Origin of the sequence: Emergencia sp. 1XD21-10 (assembly GCF_009936045.1) — a bacterium.
Lineage (GTDB): Bacteria > Bacillota > Clostridia > Peptostreptococcales > Anaerovoracaceae > Senimuribacter > Senimuribacter intestinalis.
In genome coordinates this window covers 18210-40318 of sequence record NZ_QWEQ01000020.1, presented here as the reverse complement: position 1 = coordinate 40318, position 22109 = coordinate 18210, and the positions used below count along the sequence as shown (strand labels likewise).

Genomic DNA, 22109 nt, shown 5'->3' with positions numbered 1-22109 from the left:
TCAATTTTCTGATAACTTGTCATTATCGAAAAGCCTAAGAAAGAAAGCTTATTTTTGTAAATTTCACAATTCGTTATTGCTTTTTCCCGGGATTCATTTATAATTTATACATATAACACTGTCGAAAAGAGGAAAAAAATGAAAAAAATCACCGTTTCAGACATCCTGAACCTGGATATCTTCAGCGGCTACCGTCTGGTTGCAGGCAAAAGCGGGCTCCTGAATGAAATTCACTATATCAATATCTACGACAATCCCATCAGTGAGATTGATACAGATATTCAGCTTTTTCCCGGCGATGTCTATCTGACCTTCTTTTACTATGGGAAAGACGATACTTCTTACATCATGCATACGCTGGACTATCTGATTTCACAAAAAGGCGCTGCACTCATTGTCTTTGACGAATATATGAATACGCTGCCAAAAGATGCAATTGCCCTTTGCGACGCTGCAGGTCTTCCCGTCATTTTTCTCAATTGCCGCACCCCCTATTCTCTGGTTATTGCAAGCATTATGGAATGTAAAATCGCCATGGAGCAGAAAAATACACTGGAAGAAAAGCTGGAAACCATTGTAAGCCGCAACAGTTCCGCCGATGAAAAACACCATCTTCTGAGAGAACTTAACCCTTCCTTCCAGCAAAATATCACGGCACTATTCGCACAGACCGAAGCAGATGTACTGCCAAGCGATATTGTCAATCTCATCTCTATCATCATTCGCGACCTTAGAAATTTTGCTGCAGAATTTCGCGGTGGAATCCTGTTTCTACTTTCCTACCCGGACAGCAGAAACGATACTGCCGCTAAAACCATACAGCACACTGCCGACCAAATCCATACTGCCTTTCCCGGTGCACGCATTGGTGTCAGCAATCCCCATAAACTGGATGATGCGGGCAGAGCAATCTCAGAAAGTCTGCTGTGCATTACTGCCGGCAAACCTGATGCAGCAGGGCGAATTGACTACAGCGAACTCGGTGTTGCCCGCATTCTTGTGGATTTTTTGGGAAGCCCTGCGCTAGAAGAATTTTACAATGACATCACGCTGCCGATTCAAAAGTCTGACGCACAAAACAACACCTGTCTTTTTGACACCATGCGAATCTTTGCCGAATATGAAATGGACTACAAAAAAACAGCGGAGGCAATGTTCGTACACGAAAATACCATCCGCTATCGTATCAGTAAGCTAAAAGAGCTGATTCCTTATGGAAAAAGTGATATGGACTTTCTGGAGACAATCTCTATCATCTCAAAAATCCACTATATGAAGCAGCGCTGAGCCGCTTTTGGGGCAGCTGTTTAGAAAGCCCGGAGACCGTCCTCATCAGGTCCTCCTAGGAGGCTGCAGTTATGCCAAAGACTCATCTTTAGCCATCACTGGTCCGTCATAAGCAAAGGAGGGCATCAGTTCCAGCTTGAATTTGTTCGTTTTGCGCTTATAGTCAATCTTTGCTTTGACTTCCTCATCTTCACAAACACCGGTTCTGATATAAGTGTCAAGAGCCGCATAAGTGAATCCCAGATTTTCTTCATCGGAAAGCCCTGAAAGTCCGTCGATTGGAGTCTTTTGCACCAGCTTTTCAGGAAGGCCTAGGTAAGCGCCGATGGCTTTGACTTCCTGCACAGTAAGATGGGACAGCGGGCTGAAATCTCCTGCCGCATCGCCATATCTGGTAGAATAGCCTACCCAGTCTTCCGACAAATTGCAGGTGTTGGCAACACGTCCGTTCATGGACTGCGCCACAGCGTAAGTTGCCGCCATACGAAGTCTCGCCGGCAGGTTGGTCCTCGTCTGCTTTGTCACCTCACAAGGTAGCTTATCTGTAATTTCTCCGAGCAGTCCGTCAAATCCTGCTTTAATATTAATAATAGTATGGTCTATTCCAAGATGGGATACCAGCAGCTTAGACGCGTCAATATCCGCCTGCTCGCCATTTGGCAGAAGCACACCGAACACTCTGTCCTTTCCAAGTGCGGCTACGCAAAGTGCAGCTACCACAGAACTGTCTTTTCCGCCGCTGATGGCAACAACTGCCTTGCAATCCTTTCCGTTTACTTCAAAAAATTCCTGAATCCAGGAAATCACATCCCTCGTTACCTTTTCTACATCAAACTGATACATCTTTCTACCTCACTAAAATCTGACACATTTTCATCGCTTCAAGGGCGTTGTTATGGCTCTCCGGCGTTACACCGGCACAGCAGGAACCCTCCACGGTAATTGGCGTCTCAGGATAAGCAGCCTTCAAAATCATTCCGTTGGAAATCACGCAGATATCTGTGCAAACGCCGCAAAGTTCAATTTCCGCTGGTGATGCTCCCGCCAGCTTATCGCAAAGCCACTTTGGTAAATCGAGACAGCCGAAAGACGGTTTGTCTAGCGTGTTTCCTTCGGCTACGTAATCCGCCAGTTCATCAATAATCTGCCATCCATCGCTGCCCTTGATGCAGTGCGGGACCGGCAGCAACCTGCCCTCCTGGGTATTCAGGTAGTCCTCGCCATGGGTATCCCTTGTAAAAAATACCGGCAAGCCGCGCTCTTTATAGCTTTCGATTTTTTTCTTTATATTTTCAATAATCTGCTGTGCCTCTTGATTTGCCAAAGCTCCTGTTACGAAATCCTTCTGCATATCGATGACCAGCAGAATTTTATTCTTTTCCATGATTTATATTTCTCCTTTTTTCTTTCTGCATTCCAGTTTACATCAAAAAAGCCAGGCGGTCAATGCGATACCGCCTTTATTCTGCAATGATTTCGTTCCACCGCATGAGACTAATCAGGTTCAGCAACTTCACGGAGTCGGTTCTGTATTCCCCTCCCTCTTGGTCGTACAGCCATGCGCTCTTTTGATTCTTTACAATCCGAAAAAAGATCGGATCGAACTTACTCTCTGCAAAAAAGATGCAATTGCTATAATTAAATTGAAAGATTTCAAAATGAATTTGATTTTGCTCCATCATTTCTTCCAAACTAATTTCTTCTAAATCAAAATTCTCTTTTAAATAGTTCTCATAAAGCGAATAGTCATATTCGTGCGGTGTAATCTGCAGCTTATATTCTGCCAACAGCTGTGCAATTTGTTTTTCCCCCTTAATACTGTCGCCTTTTTCCCCGATATAAACTGCAGGTCTTCCTGTATTTTCTCCCCGCAGCCATTTCCAAATCCGCCATATGATTCGTTTCATCTTTATCTCCATATTTTTACTTAGGTTAATACTTGTAATCCTATTATACTTCCCCTCCCGTAATAAATCAATCCGCGTCATTTTCGTGGATTATAAGAAAGTCGGCTGCGAAATTCTATATAAAAATAAAACGCGATGTATAGTTGACATTCGTGTCGGATATGATGTATAATGCCAGTAGGCAAAAAGTAGTTAACACGAAATGTGTGCAAAAGAAAACCCGGCAGTTGCAGCTGCCGGGTTTTCTTTTCTCCTTTTTCGACAGGAGACACTCGAGGCTAGTTGTTGTCATCTTTTCTGTCTAACCATTTGCAAATATAGTAGGCGATTATACTTTCCATTACAGAAAGAACAAAAGTAGTTAACAAATGTGTCCCTCCCTTCCGTTGCCGGATTGGTTATGACAACATCTGTATTATATCACACTATATCATAAAAGGAAAATATTTTTATTTTTTCCTTTTATTGTAAATTTTATTCATTCCGTGCAGTTTGTCCCTCCATCCAATAATATCTCAACTACCGAAAGATTCAGCACATAGTATCTTCCTATTTTCTCCACTGCCCCTGCATTGGCAAAATTACTCATCAACCTGGAAACAGTAACTCGATTTAAATGAAGAATTTCGCTGAGTATCTGATGGGTTAAATCCAGTTCAATAGTCACAGTATCATCTGCCCTCCTTCTGCCGCATACCGCCGCAAATCCAAGAAGCAGCGTCAGCAGTCTGCTTTGTGACTGCGGAATCGCAAGCAATGTAATCCTGTTGAAATATAAATCACCCTGCATGTCAGAAATGCGCAGCGCGTTCTTTACAAATGAAGCATTATCTTCCACTAATAAACGTACATCTCTTCCTGAAATCACATAGCAGCTGCAGTCCGTATAAGCGCAAATCGAGGTCTGATAAGGTTTCCTGCTTATTGCGCTGATATAACCAAACGCACAGCCCACTCCCCCGATATGAGAAATCGTCTCTGTACCATCATCCAAGACCACTGTAATCAGTGCAAACCCGCTTTTAACAATCAGCATATCGCCTTCATCTACTCCCTGTATTCGAATCTGTATGCCTGCCTTAAAATTTTGCACAGGATAGTTCTCAATTGCCTTACCCCATAAAGACATCTCATAAAACAATATCGGCGCCATTTTTTCATATTTTTCTAAATCTATCATAACAGTTCTCCTTATGAATCAACTTCCCCATTTTTATCATACCACAAAAAATATTTATCGCGTGTAACATTTGCTACAGCATAGTCTGAAAATTACGATTATACTGTTATCAACTTCACAAGGAGGTGAATTTATGGATTTCATCAACAACAATTATTCCTATCCTTCCAAAAGACAAATTGTCTATGCCAAAAACGGCATGGTGCATAGTTCCGTGCCCCTTGCCGCGCAAATTGGCATAGACACCATAAAAAAGGGCGGTAATGCAATCGATGCCGCAATTTCCATGGCAGCTGCCCTTCCCCTTTTGGAACCTACTGGCAATGGGCTGGGTTCCGACTGCTTTGCCCTAATCTGGTATGACGACAAACTTTACGGCATCAACGGTAGCGGGATTACGCCAAAAGCGCTGACGCCAGAAGTCGTAAAAAGCGCGGGCTTTACTGAAATGCCGGAAGAAGGCTGGCTTTCCACCATGGTGCCCGGCGCTCCTTCCGCTTGGGAGAAAATGCGCTGTCGCTTTGGCACAATGTCCATGACAGACTTAATGGCACCTGCCATTTCCTACGCAGAAGAAGGCTTTCCGATTCCAGAAACCGTCGCCGTCCAGTGGGCAGAAGAATTTGAAAGATTCAGCCCTCTTGCCGCAGAAAACCCTGCCGTGTTCAAGCCCTGGCTTGACTATTTCACAAAAGAAGGCAAGCCTTATGCAGCCGGAGAAATGTTTAAGAATCCTGACTTCGCAAAAACGCTTCGCGCGCTGGCAGAAACAAACTGTGAAAGCTTTTACCGCGGCGATATCATGAAACAGATTGTCAGCTTCTCAGAAAAAACTGGAGGTCTTTTCACAGAAGAAGATTTCCAAAGCTATGAGGCAGAGTGGATCAATCCCATCAGCTCCCATTACAAAGGCTACGATGTCTGTGAAATCCCGCCAAACGGTCACGGCATCACCGCGCTGATGGCACTGAACATTCTGCAGGACATGAAGCTAGATGACTGCCGGGAAACTGCGGCAAACTATCACAAAATGATTGAAGCGATCAAACTTGCATTTGTAGATACCAAGAAATATGTCGCCGACCCGAAATCCATGCAGGTAACAGTATCTCAGCTGCTTTCCAAAGAATATGCAGAGAAAAGACGCAGCCTAATCGGCGAAGCTGCCATTATGCCGAAGGCAGGCGACCCGCGCTGCGGCGGCACTGTATACTTCTGTACTGCTGATAAAGACGGCAATATGGTTTCCTTTATCCAAAGCAATTACGCCAGATTCGGTTCCGGTATCGTCATTCCGGGCACCGCAATCACATTGCAGGACAGAGCAGCTAATTTCTCACTGGATCCTGACAGTGATAACTGTCTTGCCGGCAGAAAAAAGGCTTATCACACCATCATCCCCGGCTTTCTCATGAAAGACGGTAAGGCAATCGGTCCCTTTGGCGTCATGGGTGGATTCATGCAACCCCAAGGTCACCTGCAGGTCATTGTCAATACCATCGATTTTCATATGAACCCGCAGGAGTGTCTCAATGCCCCTCGCTTTCAGTGGATTGGCGAAAAAAAGGTCCAGCTGGAACGAGAAGTTAATTCATCCATTGCCCTAAATCTGGAAAACCGCGGTCATCAAATTGAAATCGTAAACAGTAGTATCGGCATGGGCAGAGGCGGCATTATCTGGCGGACAAAAGACGGTGTCTATGTCGGCGGTACTGAATGCCGCTGTGACGGCACCATTGCAGCATGGTAAAACTTCCACGGAAGTTTCAGTAAGGAGAAAAAAATGAAAGAGAAAAAACGTAAATTTCAAATTCCTCATACGAACGTAATCCTGTTTTTTATGGTAGCGATTTGTGCCATTTTAACCCATATTGTTCCTGCAGGAACCTTTGAGCGAGCAGAAAACGCAGCCGGAAGAATTGCTGTTGTTCCCGGCTCTTATCACCACGTTGAACAAGCCGGTCTCAGCTTTTTCGACACCATGAAAGAGTTTATGCTGGGCATGCAGAGTGCCTCTGACATCATCTTCTTTATCTTCATTTTCGGCGGCGCCCTTGCTATTATCCGGGATACCGGCGCACTGGATGCAGGCGTACATAATCTGGCAAAGAAACTAGACAAAAAAAAGAATTTAGTACTGGTTATCTTTATGTTCCTTTTCTCAATCCTAGGCGGAACTATTGGTATGGCAGAAGACGCCATCGTCTATATTCCAATTCTAATTACATTATGCAAACAATTCAAACTGGACAACATGGTTGCCTTGGCGGTTGTCATGATTGGTTCCAGAATCGGATTCGTATCTGGCCTTATGAATCCCTTTACCGTCGGTGTGGCACAGGGTCTTGCTGACCTGCCGATGTATTCAGGACTTGGTTACAGACTGATTTGGTATGCCGTAATCCTGGTTGTTACCGTATGGTACGTGCTGCGGTATGCGAATAAAATCCAAAAAGACCCGACGTTAAGTATTATGTATGAGGAAGAAGCCGATGAAGACGAGGTTCCGACAGAGTTTATGCCGATCACAACAAGACAGAATATCATTCTGGTCGAATTCGTTTCCCTCATCCTAATCATGCTCTACGGCGTATTTCAATATGGATGGTTCATGCTGGAAATTGCAACCCTATTTTTAATCTTTAGCCTGATCATCGGAATTACAGGAAAAATCAGTCCCAACGCTATGGCAAAATCCTTCGTAAACGGCGCTGCTGATATGACCTTCGCTGCACTGGTCGTCGGTATTGCAAAAGCCATTCTCTTGACTTTGCAAGACGGTGTTATAATCGATTCTATCCTGTTCTATGCCTCCAACCTTCTTGACGGACTGCCAAAGATTGTTGCAGCTAACGGCATGTATATCTTCCAGTGCTTCCTGAATTTCCTCATTCCATCAGGTTCAGGACAGGCCGCTGCAACGATTCCAATCATGGCGCCGCTGGCAGATACCATCGGCATTACCAGACAGGTTGCTGTTTTAGCCTATCACTATGGCGACGGCTTTACCAATCTAATCTGTCCGACTTTGGGCTCGCTGATGGCTTGTATCGTTGTATCGAAGGTGCCTTTTGAAAAATATTTAAAATGGGTACTGCCTCTCTGCGGCATTTGGATTTTCATCGGATTCCTGTCGGTTTCCATCGCAACACTGATGAATCTGGGGCCGTTCTAATGGAAAAGAAAAACACATTTCCCCCTTGGGAGCGCCCGCTGTTTTTAATCATCATCACCTTGGTGGGCGGATACATGAACGCATATACTTACATGACCAGAGACGGGATTCTCGCCAATATGCACACAGCCAACATGTCACACCTTGGCATCAATCTGGCGCTGGGAAACTGGTATATCGCGCTGACTTATTTTCTTCCCATTGTTTCCTGTATTCTCGGCGCCGCCTTCAGTGAATTCCTCAAAGCATGGCTGGGCAGAAAGCACATGCGAAGCGACTGGCGAAAAACAGCGCTCCTCCTTGAGAGTGCCGCCCTGTTTCTGGCAGGTCTGGTTCCCAAAGATACCGCCAGCATGGCAGTGACCCTATTTATTTCCTTTTTTATGGGATTTCAGCTATGCCTTTTCCGCACCTGTATGGGAACTGCTCATAATACAACCATCTGCACCGGCAACATCAGAAACGTCGGTCAGAAATTATATAAATTTCTCACAGTAAAAGATGCAGAATCCTTAAAAACCGTCTGCACCTTCGGGGCACTGACCTTTTCTTTTGCTTTAGGCGCAGTTCCCGGCACCTTGTTTTGTCTCTGGCTTTCCCAAAAAGCCGTCTGGATTTGCGCTGTAATCCTGCTGCTTCTGGCGCTGTGGATGAAAAAAGCAAGTAACCATATTTCATAAATCTTTCAGAAAAAGAGTCGTCATTACATTCCTTTGTAAGCACGGCTCTTTTTCACACGAAAAGTTTGATTTTATCAAACTTTGTGTATAAATATTACAACTTTTATGTTATCATAGAAATAATGACAAGGAGGTTTATAATGGAAAACAGAGTTGCATTAGTTTCAATTATTGTAAAAGACTTAAATGTCGTAGAAGAGCTTAACGATATGCTGCATCAGTACAGCAGTTACATTATCGGCAGAATGGGACTGCCCTACAGGGAAAAAGAAATGCATATTATCAGCGTAGCCATTGATGCGCCGTCAGATAGCATCAACGCGCTGTCCGGTAAGATTGGAAAGCTGCCGGGTATCAGCAGCAAGGTCGCCTATGCCAACGAATAATCCAGTAACGCATACCATCGACGCCTTGGCGAAAGGTACTGTACCGGAAGATGACGCACTCCTTGCACTGCTTGCCTGTGATTCCCTTGAGAAAAACCAATACCTGCAGGAAAGAGCAGATATCCTGCGTAGACAAACCTTCGGAAACCATGTCTATATCAGAGGTCTCATCGAATTTACCAACTACTGCAAAAATGACTGCTATTATTGCGGTATCCGCAAAGGCTGCAAGTCCGTGACTCGTTACCGGCTAACACCGGAAGAAATTCTGCAGTGCTGCAAAAACGGCTACGAACTGGGCTTTCGCACCTTTGTTCTGCAGGGCGGTGAAGACCCTTACTGGAACGATGACAGACTGGCGTCACTGGTCGAAGCAATTCGCGCTGCCCACCCAGACTGTGCTATCACCTTGTCTGCAGGTGAACGGTCCTGGGAAAGCTATCAGAAACTTTTTGATGCCGGTGCAGACAGATATCTTCTGCGCCACGAGACCGCAGACAAAGCACATTATCAAAAACTGCACCCGCAGGACCTTTCCTTTGAAAACCGCATGGAATGCCTGCAGCACCTAAAACAAATCGGCTATCAGGTAGGCTGCGGCTTTATGGTCGGCTCTCCAGGTCAGACCATAGAACATATCCTGAAAGACCTGCGGTTTCTAGTAGAATTTCAGCCTCATATGATTGGAATCGGACCTTTCATTCCGGCTGCAGGCACGCCCTTTGAAAAGGAGTATGCCGGCTCTGCTGACCTGACCGTAAAGCTTCTTTCCATCATTAGGCTCCTTTTGCCAAAAGCGTTGCTCCCAGCAACCACAGCCCTCGGAACGGCATCGGAAGACGGCAGGCTTCGCGGCATCTGTGCAGGCGCCAACGTCATCATGCCCAACCTTTCTCCGGCTTCTGTCCGGAAAAACTATCGGCTCTACGACAATAAAATCGCCACCGGCGCAGAAAGTGCTGAGGGTATTTTACAATTAAAGAAACAAGTTGAAAGAATTGGTTATGAGATAGTGACCGCACGCGGCGACTATCCTGACATAAAATGAACTAAAACCTAACGGGAAAGAGATTCTGACCCGAAAGAAAGGAAGTAAAAATATCATGTACAATCCAAAATCATTACACGCAGAAGAATTTATCAGTCACGAGGAAATTTTAGACACCCTCGCTTATGCCGACGCAAATAAGGACAACAAAAAACTGGTTCGCTCCATTTTAGATAAGGCTGCCCTTCGCAAAGGCTTAAGCCATAGAGAAGCCTCCGTTCTGCTTTCCTGCGAAGACCCAGAGATTACCGAGGAAATGTACGCACTGGCAGAACAGATTAAGAAAGACTTTTACGGCAATCGTATCGTCATGTTCGCGCCGCTGTATCTTTCCAATTACTGCGTCAACGGCTGTGTCTACTGTCCGTACCACCATCAGAACAAGCATATCGCAAGAAAAAAACTGACCCAGGAAGAAATCAAAAAAGAGGTCATCGCCCTGCAGGATATGGGACACAAACGTCTTGCCCTGGAAGCCGGAGAGGACCCTGTCAACAACCCAATCGAATACATTTTGGAATGTATTAAAACCGTATATTCCATTCACCATAAAAACGGCGATATCCGCCGTGTCAATGTGAACATTGCCGCAACTACTGTAGAAGAGTACAAAATGCTCAAAGATGCTGGCATCGGTACCTATATTCTGTTCCAGGAAACCTACCACAAAGAAAGCTACGAACAGCTGCATCCGACCGGACCGAAGCACAACTACAACTGGCATACAGAAGCTATGGACAGAGCCATGGAAGCTGGCATCGACGATGTCGGTCTTGGCGTACTCTTCGGTCTTGACCTGTATCGCTATGAACTTGCCGGACTTCTGATGCATGCAGAACATCTGGAAGCAGTACACGGCGTCGGGCCGCACACCATCAGCGTGCCGAGGATCAGACCTGCAGACGATGTAGACCCTTCCGACTTTGACGGTGGCGTAGACGGCGGTATTACCGACGACCTCTTCGCAAAAATTATCGCCATCATCAGAATCGCTGTTCCGTATACCGGCATGATCATGTCTACCAGAGAAAGTCAGGAAATGCGCGCCCGCGCGCTGCACCTGGGCATTTCCCAGATCAGCGGTGCTTCCAGAACCAGCGTCGGCGGCTACGACGAAGAAGAGCCGGAAGAAGAAAACTCCGCACAGTTTGAAACCGACGACAAAAGAACGCTGGACGAAGTAGTAAAATGGCTCATGGATATGGACTATATTCCAAGTTTTTGTACCGCTTGCTACAGAGAAGGCAGAACTGGAGACCGCTTCATGACCCTCTGCAAAAACGGACAAATTCTAAACTGTTGCCATCCAAACGCGCTGATGACCCTGAAAGAATATCTGGTGGACTATGCGAAAGACGCCACCCGCGAAGTTGGCGAAGCGCTGATTCATAAGGAACTGGATAACATTCCAAAGGAAAAAGTTCGTCAGATTGCAGAAGACTATATCAAGGAGATTGAACATGGCAAGAGAGACTTCAGATTCTAATTTGGCAGGTCTTTCCCAGACCCCCAGCGCAAACAGAGTGCATATCAGCTTTTTCGGCAGGCGCAACGCCGGAAAGTCCAGTCTGGTCAATGCAGTGACCGATCAGTCCCTTTCCATCGTATCTGACGTAAAAGGCACCACCACCGACCCGGTCAGCAAAGCCATGGAGCTGCTGCCTCTGGGACCTGTAGTAATTATCGATACGCCAGGCCTTGATGATGAAGGCATCCTCGGTGAAAAGCGGATAGAAAAAACCTATCAGATACTGGCAAAGACCGATGTTGCAGTGCTGGTCATCGACGCTGCAGAAAAACCATCCTCAGACGATTTTTCTCTGATGGAACTACTGAAGAAAAAACAGATTCCTTACATCATCGTACTGAACAAAACTGACCTCCTTGCAGCTGTCCCCGGCACAAAGGATTTTGATTTTCCGTTCCTTGCAGTCAGTGCAAAAGCCGGCAGCGGCATTACAGAATTAAAAGAAAAACTAGCACAGCTGGGAAAATCTACTGCACCTGTCAAGCAACTCATCGGAGATAAGCTAAGTAAAAATGATGTGGTGATTTTAGTTACGCCAATCGACGAATCCGCCCCAAAGGGCAGACTAATTCTGCCTCAGGTGCAGACCCTTCGCGATATTCTGGACACCCACGCTATTTCTATGGTAACTCAGGTACCGGAACTTTCCGCCTGTCTTTCCGCGCTGAAAGCCCCCCCTGCTCTGGTAGTTACTGATAGTCAAGCATTTCATCAGGTGAAGGAAATCGTTCCCTGCAGCGTACCTTTGACTTCCTTTTCCATTTTGATGGCGAGATTCAAAGGTATTCTGGAAACGGCGTCAAAAGGCGCCCATCATCTGCCAACGCTTTCTGACGGCGACCGGGTACTCATTTCAGAAGGCTGTACACACCACAGGCAGTGCGAAGACATCGGCACCGTAAAACTGCCCGGCTGGATTGAGAAGTTTACGGGAAAAAAGCTGGATTTTCACTTCACCAGTGGTGGGCAGTTTCCGCAGGATTTATCCCCCTACGCCCTGGTCGTCCACTGCGGCGGCTGCATGCTAAACGAGCGGGAAATGCTTTCTCGCATGGAACTTGCCAAGGAAGCTGGCGTTCCCTTTACCAATTACGGTACACTCATCGCCCATATCAATGGGATTTTAGATAGAAGCTTGGAGATTTTTCATGAATAAAGATAAAATTACAAATAGTCGAAGAGTCGTCGTCAAAGTAGGCACCTCTACTCTGACTCACGCTGGCGGCAAAATGCACCTGCGCCACATCGAAAACCTCTGCAAAGTCCTATGCGATCTGCAGAATGCCGGAAAAGAAATCATTCTAGTTTCCTCCGGCGCTATCGGTGTCGGCATCGGCAAGCTGGGACTTTCAACTCGGCCCGAAGAAACCAGCAAAAAACAGGCGCTGGCTGCCATTGGACAGTGCGAGTTGATGTTTATGTACGATAAATTTTTCGGTGAGTTCAGTCAGACTGTAGCCCAGATTCTGCTCACCGCAGATATCGTAGACAACGACCGAAGCCGAGAAAACGTTCAGAATACCTTTTCTGAACTGATTGCCCTCGGTATTATTCCTATCGTCAACGAAAACGACACCGTTGCCACTGACGAACTAGAGGGACTCAGTATCGGCGACAATGACACCCTGTCTGCCATCGTTGCTACATTGACGGACGCTGACCTTCTGGTCATCTTAACCGATATTGATGGACTTTACGACAAAGATCCGAGAAAGTACCCCGACGCAAAACGCATCTCCCACGTACCTGTCATCGATGATGCAATCACCACCCTCGCAGGCGGCGCCGGTTCCAAATTTGGTACCGGCGGTATGGCAACAAAAGTCAGTGCGGCACAGATTTCTACAGGCGCGAAAATCCCGTGTTGCGTCATTGCTGGTGACCGTCCGGAAAATCTGTACGACTTATTTGACGGAAAAGACATTGGAACGATTTTTGGAAATTTGGAGGACTAAATTATGGAACACTGCTTGACTACTTTAGAAACCATGGGTCAGCGCGCCAAGCAGGCTGAACGCGCACTTCGCACTGCCCAAGAGAAAGACAAGACCGAAGCGCTTGAGCTGATTGCTGACGCCCTTGTCAATCACACAGAAGATATCCTGGCAGCCAACGAAAAAGACCTTCAGGCTGCCCGCGGTGTTCTTTCTCCTTCTATGATAGACAGGCTGACTTTGACTGCAGAGCGTATCGCTTCCATGGCTGATGCGGTTATCGCAGTTTCCAAATGGAAAGACCCTGTGGGAGAAATTTTAGAAGAAAGAGATTTGCCAAACGGCTTACATATTCAAAAAACTGCAGTGCCTCTCGGCGTTTGTGGTATTATCTTTGAAGCTCGCCCTAACGTCACCAGCGACTGCGCAGCCCTCTGTATCAAAGCAGGTAACGCTTGTATTCTCCGCGGTGGAAAAGAAGCATTTCATTCCAATCAGGCGATTACCGAAATTATGCGAAGCGCCCTTTCTGCATCAGCCCTGGATATCAACTGCGTACAGCTGGTTTCCGATACTTCCAGACAGTCGGCTTCCGAAATGATGACCCTGACCGAATACCTGGATGTGCTGATTCCCAGAGGTGGCGCTGGACTGATTCGTTCCGTCGTAGATAACGCAAAAGTGCCTGTAATAGAAACCGGCGCCGGCAACTGCCACATTTATGTAGATAAAGCTGCTGATATCAATATGGCTCTGGACATCGTCTTCAATGCGAAAACTTCCCGACCTTCCGTCTGTAACGCTGCTGAAAAGGTGCTGGTGCACAAAGATATCGCAGAGCGTTTTCTGCCTGCCATGGCTGAGCGCCTTTCCGAAAAAAATGTTGCCCTTCACGGAGACAGTGCAGCTCTTGCAATCCTGCCGTCCGCAACCCCTGCCGCTTCTGAAGAATGGGGGCAGGAATATCTCGATTTCATTCTCGGCATAAAGGTGGTCGACTCTATAGAAGAAGCCATTGCTCACATCGAGCAGTACTCCACCCACCACAGCGACTGCATTGTGACCGGCGATCAAGAGGCAGCAGATAAATTTCTTATCTCTGTCGACTCTGCAGCTGTTTATCACAATGCTTCCACCCGCTTTACTGATGGCGGCGAAATGGGGCTGGGCGCGGAAATCGGCATTTCCACCCAGAAACTTCATGCCAGAGGTCCTATGGGCGTAGGTCAACTGGTATCTTATAAATACATCATCACAGGAAACGGTCAAATTCGTTAGTGGACGACGTACCAAATCCGCTGCCGATTCATAAGAATAACATATAGCAATGGAAATATTTTTATGAGTTTGGAGTGATAGAATGATATGAACGGAATCATATGGGCTTTACTGGGCACCCTGTTCACCTTCTCGGTAACTTCGCTGGGTGCCCTTAATGTTTTTTGGGTTAAGAAAGAGGTCAGCAGCAGTGTACAGTGCGTCTTCCTCGGCTTTGCAGGTGGTGTTATGGTGGCAGCTTCCGTCTGGTCGCTGCTCCTTCCAGGCATAGACAGAGCGGAGGAAAACGGACAAATCAGCTGGCTGATTATCACCGGCGGCTTCCTGCTTGGCGTCATGGTTCTTCTGATTGCTGACGCTTATATGAAGCGCACTTACATGCGCAGACTCTCCAGCGGAAAACTGGTCAGTCTGAAACAAAGCACGTTGATGCTGGTGCTTGCCATCACCATCCACAATATTCCGGAAGGTATGGCGGTAGGTCTCGCATTTTCTCTCGCCTTTGCAGGCGATGCTGATCCCGCCCTTTTCTCCGGTGCAGCTGCGCTTGCCCTTGGTATCGGTATTCAAAATTATCCAGAAGGCACTGCTGTTGCCCTTCCTCTGATTAAAGACGGAATGAGCAAGAAAAAAGCCTTTTTCATCGGCAGTATGTCTGCCATTGTAGAGCCGATTTTCGGCGTACTGGCAGCAGTTGTTGCAACCCTCATTACGCCGCTGATGCCGCTGCTTCTAGCTTTTGCGGCTGGCACGATGATTTATGTTGTCGTTCAGGAACTGCTGCCGGAAGCCCAGATGTGTGAAGGCGACAAAACCGCCACCCTGGGCTTTATTGCGGGGTTTCTGATTATGATGATTTTGGATGTGAGTTTGGGGTAATGAGGATTCTGCACCATTTTGTGTTGATATGAACTAAATGGTGCAGCACTTCAACATGCAAAACCAATAATCCGCACCATTTTCGCTGAAATGCGATGGCATGGTGCGGATTATTCTGTGATAGTATTGAATCTAATGTGCTTTTCGGAAAACTGTGGAAGATAATGGTAAAGCCGCTTTCCTGCTGATGTATATAATTTCCAGAAAGAAAGGATAATCTTTAATTTCCCGGCATTTACTGCCCCATACCTGCACCATTGCCTCTTATTTGACATAATTTGGTGCGGAATCAAGATTCACCGGCTGAAGAACACGCACCATTTATTCATATTTAGAGGAAAATGGTGCAGATTCCCCAAAAAGAAAGTCGACTATTCCGGCATAAATCTATACCTGACTTCATTAGCCCAGCATGAAGGCTTGGGATCACCAGAAACAACTTGCAAATAGTATCTTCCCGGCTCAGAAATAGTAAACTTAGCTTTTTGATGACCTTTTTCCTGACCCGACGGCTCTAAGATAGGCTTTTGAATCGGATTTTTTTCAGCGTCACAGAGCTGAATATCATAAGTAACTCTCCAAAAATCTCTCTCAACATAAAGCAGTCCAGAGCTAGGAACATTGACTTCAAAATACGTTTTCTGTTCTCTTCCTGTCGAAAAAAAGAATCCCCACTCTCCCTCTTGCAGTGACAGCTCGATATTAACAACAGCCAATAGACTTTCATACTTTGCAATAGCATCTTCATTGGAATTTGTACTATAAACGGCTATATAGTAAACTCCCGGATTCAGTACAATTCCTTCTCCCGGCTGGTGCTTCGGCTGTATTTCAGTCGGATTCCCTAACTCATTGTCAACATCCATCTTTAGAACTTCTTCTATATGAACCTCTGCAACAGGTTTTCCCAGTTCAGGACTTCGATAAACACCATAAGAAATATTTTTTAATGTTGAATCTTCCCACACATCTAACATCAAAACAGCCGTCTCTTTGATATCAAGCTTATACCTGAATCCATATTTCCCATAACTAATTCGCTCTTTCTCTTTAAAATCCAGTTCCTTAACTGAAAAGTCACTTCGCTCATTGGGAAGTATAAGCGGACTCTCGTCAGGAATCAATTGCGGACAATCTGAAATAACCTCAGGCTTATTGGCTTGCGAGAAAAGACTGGCGTAACAAAGTATAGCCAATAAACCGACTATGCTTACTGTTACAATTATGATGTTTTTTTTTGAAGTATTCTTTCTATCATACATCATTACAATCTCCTCAAATGATATAAATACCAATACTTTAGTATGCCGTTTGTAATTTACCAAATTTGCTAAGCACTGATTCAGTAGTATATCCTGCTGCTTCAGCAAAAGTTCTCATTTTCGTTATACGGAATGTTAAAACATCATATGCACCTGAAGACGAATCATAAAAATCATTACATGTATGATAACTCCCTCTATTCCCATTATATCTACTAACTACATTTCTTTCAACGGCGTAGGCCATCTGAACACGCCTAGGAATATGTGTCGGATCATCTGCCGCGTCATTAGTATGTGTTATTCTTCTCCAAGAATAAGAGCCTGATTGCATTTGTGAAAATGCAGAATGAGCAAATGTATCTGTTGCGATATGCATAGCTAAACCCATCACAAAAGCTTTTTGTGATGAATCATTACCTTTATTCCAAATGTTGACTGACTTATTACACCATGAGCAAGAAGTGGCACCATTTAAGTCATGTTCCTTAATTGCTTTAAAGCCATCTATCATTTGATTATAACAAGTAACACTTAACCCACTAATATCCGTACGATTTACAGCAGTATATCCATCACCTCTACCATAAGCTTCTGCGACTTTAATTAAAAATCTATAATTAGCCATAAAGTTACAGTCTCCTGTACCTAAATCACCGCCGGCATCATTATGCCAAGCAACCCATGAAATTCTGGATTTGCCCCAATTCCTTTTAAATCATCATGATGATCCGCATAAATTGCCCCAACCTTCATTTCTGCATTATTTACATATGCCTGATGGACCTCCTTATGCCAACTACCTGTGACTATATGCACACTATAGTCAACAATAGAATCAGTATTTGAATTAACCTTAATTTCACGAATAGCCTCTTTTTCTAGTTCGATGCTATTTATGTCTTTGAAAATTAGCTTGCTTTGTTCAGAAACTGCTACTTTCGATTCCGAAACATCCTCAAGCGTAAACTCTATTGCATCAGCATGACTCAATGTATCATTAATTGTTGGTTCTTCTTCTGTGTCAATATTCTGCCCAATGGATACTTCATCTTGCTCTTCCTCTACTAGCACAGAGTTCTCGTCAGCAGAAACTGTTGTATTTTCTTCTAACAGCGTATTGAACTGGACGCTGACCTCATCATAAATCTCTAAAGCATATCCATAATCCACCAGTCCATATCCACTGCCTGAGAATTCAATTTTTTTTGCACTAAGCTTGATTAAAGTCTTAATAAAAGTTGCTGGTTTTGTCACATCTTTGCTCCAAAGTCGTGCTGCAATACCTGCAACTTGCGGTGCTGCAAGACTAGTCCCGGATAGAACTAAATCTTCTCCAAAGTTTGCCTGTGCCAATACAGCCTCTCCAGGAGCCATGACATCAACTTCTTCACCCTTTGCACTAAAATCACTGACATTTCCTGCTGCATTTACAGATCCCACAGCCAGTACATTTTCGAAAGCTGCCGGATAGTCAACCCCCTGTGTTCCACGATTTCCTGCAGCTGCTACAACAAGAATCCCCTTGTCTGTTGCTGTATCAATCGCAGTCTTTAGTGCCTCTGAATAAATCTGCGTACCAAAACTGATGTTGATAACCTTTACATCCTTCTCTATTGCCCAATAGATTGCTTCAACTACGCTACTGATAGGTGCTTGCCTATTTTCATCTAAAACCCTCGCAGAATACAATTCAATATTACCGCCTGTACCTATTACATCACTACCTGTTCCGCTGCCCGCAATCATGCTCGCAACACTGGTCCCGTGTCCTGTAAAATCCTCATACAAAGGTGTTGTTACTGGAGTATCTTTTATGAAGTTTCTCCTTTCCTTCACTGTGATATTATCTGTTACATCAATACCAGAATCAATCACTGCTACTTTTACAATTTGATTGGAATATGAGGCTTCCATATTCAGCGCATCTTGATTCCAGATTTCACTAAGTGGTTTAACCATATCCTCACCAGCTTCAACTTCAGTGTCTATGGTAAAATCCTTTTCTACACAAATAATATCTTTATCTGTTTCTATACGAGCAGCTTCAGAATCGGAAATTTCGACAGTTAATGCATCTCCATTTTCAGCTATCACATTGTATTCTTCTTTCAGCTTCTCAATACTGTCACCATCCTTTGTGATAACAATATATGCCTCCTTCTCTTCCTCTGCATAAACTGTGTTCCGGTCAAAACATAGTCCTAATTGCAGTATCACCAATGTAGCGATACAAATACATGTTACCATCCTGTTTGATTTCTTTTCAAATCCTTTATACATGGTTAACATCCTTTTAAATCCTATTTCCATTTCCTTAAAACAATTTACTGTTTATTCGATATTACTACATTCGTAACTTGAAGTCAACAATTATTTTATTTTATTTTATATTTGATTTATATTATTTCAGAATACATGTATCAGTCTCATGGATTTGTATAACTTCCACACATTTCACAAAATATTTTTGTGTTTTTTACAAAAACTTATTGACAACTACCAATTCCGGTGTTATGATAGGGAAGAATTAAATATGAGCTAAACCTTTGATGGAGAGTAGTAAGTTTTGAGACTTACCTTTGAGAGAGCTGTAGATGGTGAGATTACAGCAGGCAAAGACAGAACCGAATGGACTCCTGAGGGCAAACCGAACCGGCTATCTTTTTCACGATACCGCAGTAGGGGCGACGGAGAAGGACACTTCGTAACCAAAGTCGGCATATGATAGTATGCGCAGAGTGGATGACAGGGTAAACCTATCGTCAAGCCGGGTGGCACCGCAAGAGAAATTTATACTCTTGTCCCAGCAGATATCGTCTGGGACAGGAGTTTTCTGCTTTTTGAGCTAAAATACACCCCTCTCCCGCGCACAATTGAAAGGAGAAAGAAGACATGAACAACGAAAAGAAAATCCCTTACAAAATTTATCTGGAAGAAAACGAGATGCCAACGCAGTATTACAACGTTCGGGCAGATATGAAGAAAAAGCCTGCGCCAATGCTGAATCCTGCAACGCTGCAGCCTGTAACCGAAGCTGACCTGACGCCGGTATTCTGCGAAGAGCTTGTAAAGCAGGAGCTGGACAACGATACCCCTTACTTCGATATCCCGCAGGAAATTCAGGACTTCTACAAGATGTATCGTCCTTCCCCGCTGGTTCGCGCTTACTGCCTCGAAGAAAAGCTGCAGACTCCGGCAAAGATTTATTATAAATTCGAGGGAAACAATACCAGCGGCAGTCACAAGCTGAACTCCGCAATCACTCAGGCATACTATGCGAAGAAACAAGGTCTAAAAGGCGTCACCACAGAAACCGGTGCCGGTCAATGGGGTACTGCCCTTTCCATGGCATGCGCTTATCTCGGTCTTGACTGTAACGTATACATGGTAAAGGTATCCTACGAACAGAAACCGTTCAGACGAGAAGTGATGAGAACCTACGGCGCTAACGTAACTGCCTCCCCTTCCAATACAACTGAAATCGGCAAGAAAATCCTTGCAGAGCATCCGGGAACTACAGGAAGTCTGGGCTGCGCTATTTCTGAAGCTGTTGAAGCAGCTTTATCGAAAGATGGATACAGATATGTGCTGGGAAGCGTACTTTCTCAGGTTGTCCTTCATCAGAGTGTCATCGGTCTGGAAGCAAAGGCTGCCATGGACAAATATGGAATTTCCCCTGATATTATCATCGGCTGCGCCGGCGGCGGCTCCAATCTGGGCGGACTGATTTCCCCATTCATGGGTGAAAAGCTCCGCGGAGAAAAAGACTACAGATTCATCGCAGTAGAGCCTGCCTCCTGCCCGAGTCTGACCAGAGGTAAATACGCTTATGACTTCTGCGACACTGGAAAAGTAACGCCGATGGCTAAAATGTATACTCTGGGCAGTGGCTTTATTCCTTCTCCAAACCATGCAGGCGGTCTCAGATACCACGGCATGAGTCCAATTCTTTCTGAACTTTATGATCAGGGCATGATGGAAGCAAGAAGCTACGAACAAACCGAAGTCTTCAAAGCTGCAAGCGATTTTGCCAGAGTGGAAGGCATTCTGCCTGCACCGGAAAGCAGCCACGCTATCAAAGCTGCTATCGACGAAGCGCTCCACTGCAAGGAAACAGGTGAAGAAAAGACCATTCTCTTCGGTCTGACCGGAACCGGCTACTTTGACCTGAAAGCATACGAACAGTTCAATGACGGTACCATGAATGACTACGTACCGACCGATGAAGATTTGCAAATCGGATTCGACAGTCTGCCTTCGGTAGAATGGTAAGTTTCCTGCACCATTAAATCCAAATGTGAGGACAATGATGCAAAACTAGGCAAGTAAAATAGTGCAAAGGCTATAAATTAGAAAAAGCTGGAAAATAAAATTTCCAGCTTTTTCCTTTGGGTTCCTTAAAATACATAAATTTAAGTAGTGTACAAAAAATTTCGCACCATTGACTGTGTTTTTTCGAAAAATGGTGCAGGTGGCAGCAGTAACCTGCTGAAAAGCGCACCATACAAGCTATTTATAAGGAAAATGGTGCAAGTCATTCAGTCGCACGCACTTTGCCCGGAAGTTTTTTATACTCCCCGAAGATTTGCACTGCGATACCAATTAAAATAAACAACAATCCTGCGATTGCAAACAGTTCGATTTTCTCTCCCATGAGGAAGTAAATCCAAACAAGGGAAGCCACCGGAGTAATATACGCCAAATTGGAAATAATCGCTATGTTTCCGGTCTGTAAGGCTTTTGCCCAAAGGGCATAGCTCAGTCCGTAAACCAACACCCCTGTCCATAAGACACCGCCCCACTGCGGCAGTGTTAGCACCGGAATTTCGATTTGCTGTGTCAGTAATGCAATCAGCGATGCAACGGTAGAAATCAAATAATACAACATCATTCCTACAAAATTATCGGCGGAAACGCCTTTATTTATTACGCAGAACAGACCATAACATACTGCTGCTCCACCAGCAAGGCATACCCCGGGAAGACTGATACCACTCAAATTATCAAGATTTCCTTCTGTCACTACGATAGCTACACCAAGGAAAGAAATTAAAAGTGCCAGCGCTTTCCAAACAGTCATTTTCTCCTTTAAAAAGATAGAGGAAAAAATCACCAGAAAAAACGGCCATAAATAATTAATGACACTGGACTGCTGCGCTTTTAAGTATCCGAGACTGCTGTTAATCATCGCATTATAGAAAAAGGTCATCAGTCCCAGCAACACTAGAACGTGCAGTTCCTTCTTTTTAATTCCGCTGCGTCCTTTTTTTAGCTTTCCCTGAGCAGTATTTAAGGCAAATAAAAACAAAAAAGCGACCAGACTATTGAAAAAGAGCATAACCATAGGATGTACTTCTTTTACCATCAGTCCTATGACTGCAAAAGATGAGCCCCACAAAAAAATTGTGATTCCTGCATAGGCATATTCTCTTGTCATTTCTTATTATAACATCCCTTCCATTTTTATTATCTTTATAAATCACATAGCATATCCGCAATTTATAAATAGTATACCAAATCTTCCATAAAAAGGAAAGTGTAAACTTTTAATCACAGCATTAA

The 22109-nt window shown here is 44.8% G+C and carries 20 protein-coding genes; 12 read left to right on the top strand and 8 right to left on the bottom strand.

What is annotated here, in order from left to right; all coding sequences use genetic code 11:
- Window positions 1-138: 138 nt before the first annotated feature.
- Window positions 139-1287, top strand: a complete 1149-nt coding sequence (locus D1151_RS12500) for a PucR family transcriptional regulator (protein ID WP_161909119.1) — start codon at window positions 139-141, stop codon at window positions 1285-1287.
- 69 nt (window positions 1288-1356) lie between these two features.
- On the opposite strand, the gene nadE is transcribed toward D1151_RS12500, so the two are convergent.
- The 4 genes from nadE to D1151_RS12480 all read right to left on the bottom strand — a co-directional run bounded on the left by nadE (window position 1357) and on the right by D1151_RS12480 (window position 4374).
- The gene (nadE, locus tag D1151_RS12495; protein WP_161909118.1) at window positions 1357-2130 is read right to left on the bottom strand and encodes an NAD(+) synthase; all 774 of its coding nucleotides are present in this window, start codon (window positions 2128-2130) and stop codon (window positions 1357-1359) included.
- A 4-nt stretch (window positions 2131-2134) separates the two neighbouring features.
- Window positions 2135-2671: a cysteine hydrolase family protein gene (locus D1151_RS12490; protein ID WP_160200400.1), complete on the bottom strand. Its 537-nt coding sequence runs from the start codon at window positions 2669-2671 to the stop codon at window positions 2135-2137.
- 76 nt (window positions 2672-2747) lie between these two features.
- Window positions 2748-3194 carry a hypothetical protein gene (locus tag D1151_RS12485; protein ID WP_161909117.1) on the bottom strand — a complete coding sequence of 149 codons (447 nt, stop codon included), beginning with the start codon at window positions 3192-3194 and terminating at the stop codon, window positions 2748-2750.
- Window positions 3195-3672: 478 nt separating this feature from the next.
- The gene (locus D1151_RS12480) at window positions 3673-4374 is read right to left on the bottom strand and encodes a Crp/Fnr family transcriptional regulator (protein WP_161909116.1); all 702 of its coding nucleotides are present in this window, start codon (window positions 4372-4374) and stop codon (window positions 3673-3675) included.
- Window positions 4375-4507: 133 nt separating this feature from the next.
- On the opposite strand from D1151_RS12480, the gene D1151_RS12475 reads away from it, so the two are divergent.
- The 10 genes from D1151_RS12475 to D1151_RS12430 all read left to right on the top strand — a co-directional run bounded on the left by D1151_RS12475 (window position 4508) and on the right by D1151_RS12430 (window position 15282).
- A complete protein-coding gene (locus D1151_RS12475; protein ID WP_161909115.1) occupies window positions 4508-6124 on the top strand; it encodes a gamma-glutamyltransferase family protein in 1617 nt (538 codons plus the stop codon).
- 33 nt (window positions 6125-6157) lie between these two features.
- Window positions 6158-7549, top strand: coding sequence for a YfcC family protein (locus D1151_RS12470; protein WP_161909114.1), 1392 nt, complete (start codon window positions 6158-6160; stop codon window positions 7547-7549).
- Window positions 7549-8229, top strand: a complete 681-nt coding sequence (locus tag D1151_RS12465) for a YoaK family protein (RefSeq protein ID WP_161909113.1) — start codon at window positions 7549-7551, stop codon at window positions 8227-8229. Before D1151_RS12470 ends, D1151_RS12465 begins: the two co-directional genes overlap by 1 nt.
- 140 nt (window positions 8230-8369) lie before the next feature.
- Complete coding sequence (locus D1151_RS12460; RefSeq protein ID WP_161909112.1) at window positions 8370-8615, top strand: TM1266 family iron-only hydrogenase system putative regulator; 246 nt, start codon at window positions 8370-8372, stop codon at window positions 8613-8615.
- Window positions 8602-9663 (top strand): [FeFe] hydrogenase H-cluster radical SAM maturase HydE, encoded by a 1062-nt coding sequence (gene hydE / locus D1151_RS12455; protein ID WP_161909111.1) that lies wholly within the window; start codon window positions 8602-8604, stop codon window positions 9661-9663. Before D1151_RS12460 ends, hydE begins: the two co-directional genes overlap by 14 nt.
- A 55-nt stretch (window positions 9664-9718) precedes the next feature.
- The gene (gene hydG, locus D1151_RS12450) at window positions 9719-11149 is read left to right on the top strand and encodes a [FeFe] hydrogenase H-cluster radical SAM maturase HydG (RefSeq protein ID WP_161909110.1); all 1431 of its coding nucleotides are present in this window, start codon (window positions 9719-9721) and stop codon (window positions 11147-11149) included.
- Window positions 11124-12347, top strand: a complete 1224-nt coding sequence (gene hydF / locus D1151_RS12445; protein WP_161909109.1) for a [FeFe] hydrogenase H-cluster maturation GTPase HydF — start codon at window positions 11124-11126, stop codon at window positions 12345-12347. Before hydG ends, hydF begins: the two co-directional genes overlap by 26 nt.
- Window positions 12340-13146, top strand: a complete 807-nt coding sequence (gene proB / locus D1151_RS12440; RefSeq protein ID WP_161909108.1) for a glutamate 5-kinase — start codon at window positions 12340-12342, stop codon at window positions 13144-13146. The genes hydF and proB overlap by 8 nt, the downstream gene beginning before the upstream one ends.
- Before the next feature lie 3 nt (window positions 13147-13149).
- The gene (locus D1151_RS12435) at window positions 13150-14403 is read left to right on the top strand and encodes a glutamate-5-semialdehyde dehydrogenase (RefSeq protein WP_161909107.1); all 1254 of its coding nucleotides are present in this window, start codon (window positions 13150-13152) and stop codon (window positions 14401-14403) included.
- Window positions 14404-14490: 87 nt separating this feature from the next.
- Window positions 14491-15282, top strand: a complete 792-nt coding sequence (locus D1151_RS12430) for a ZIP family metal transporter (protein ID WP_160200411.1) — start codon at window positions 14491-14493, stop codon at window positions 15280-15282.
- Between the two features lie 371 nt (window positions 15283-15653).
- Here the strand turns inward: D1151_RS12430 and D1151_RS12425 are convergent, their stop codons facing one another.
- The 3 genes from D1151_RS12425 to D1151_RS12415 are packed head-to-tail and all read right to left on the bottom strand — an operon-like array spanning window position 15654 to window position 18827.
- Window positions 15654-16547: a hypothetical protein gene (locus D1151_RS12425; RefSeq protein ID WP_161909106.1), complete on the bottom strand. Its 894-nt coding sequence runs from the start codon at window positions 16545-16547 to the stop codon at window positions 15654-15656.
- Between the two features lie 34 nt (window positions 16548-16581).
- Window positions 16582-17172 carry a zinc dependent phospholipase C family protein gene (locus D1151_RS12420; protein WP_161909105.1) on the bottom strand — a complete coding sequence of 197 codons (591 nt, stop codon included), beginning with the start codon at window positions 17170-17172 and terminating at the stop codon, window positions 16582-16584.
- A gap of 20 nt (window positions 17173-17192) precedes the next feature.
- Complete coding sequence (locus D1151_RS12415) at window positions 17193-18827, bottom strand: S8 family serine peptidase (RefSeq protein ID WP_161909104.1); 1635 nt, start codon at window positions 18825-18827, stop codon at window positions 17193-17195.
- Between the two features lie 612 nt (window positions 18828-19439).
- Here D1151_RS12415 and D1151_RS12410 point away from each other — a divergent pair.
- Window positions 19440-20819: a TrpB-like pyridoxal phosphate-dependent enzyme gene (locus tag D1151_RS12410; protein ID WP_161909103.1), complete on the top strand. Its 1380-nt coding sequence runs from the start codon at window positions 19440-19442 to the stop codon at window positions 20817-20819.
- Between the two features lie 262 nt (window positions 20820-21081).
- Here the strand turns inward: D1151_RS12410 and D1151_RS12405 are convergent, their stop codons facing one another.
- Window positions 21082-21984, bottom strand: a complete 903-nt coding sequence (locus D1151_RS12405) for a DMT family transporter (protein ID WP_161909102.1) — start codon at window positions 21982-21984, stop codon at window positions 21082-21084.
- Window positions 21985-22109: the final 125 nt, after the last annotated feature.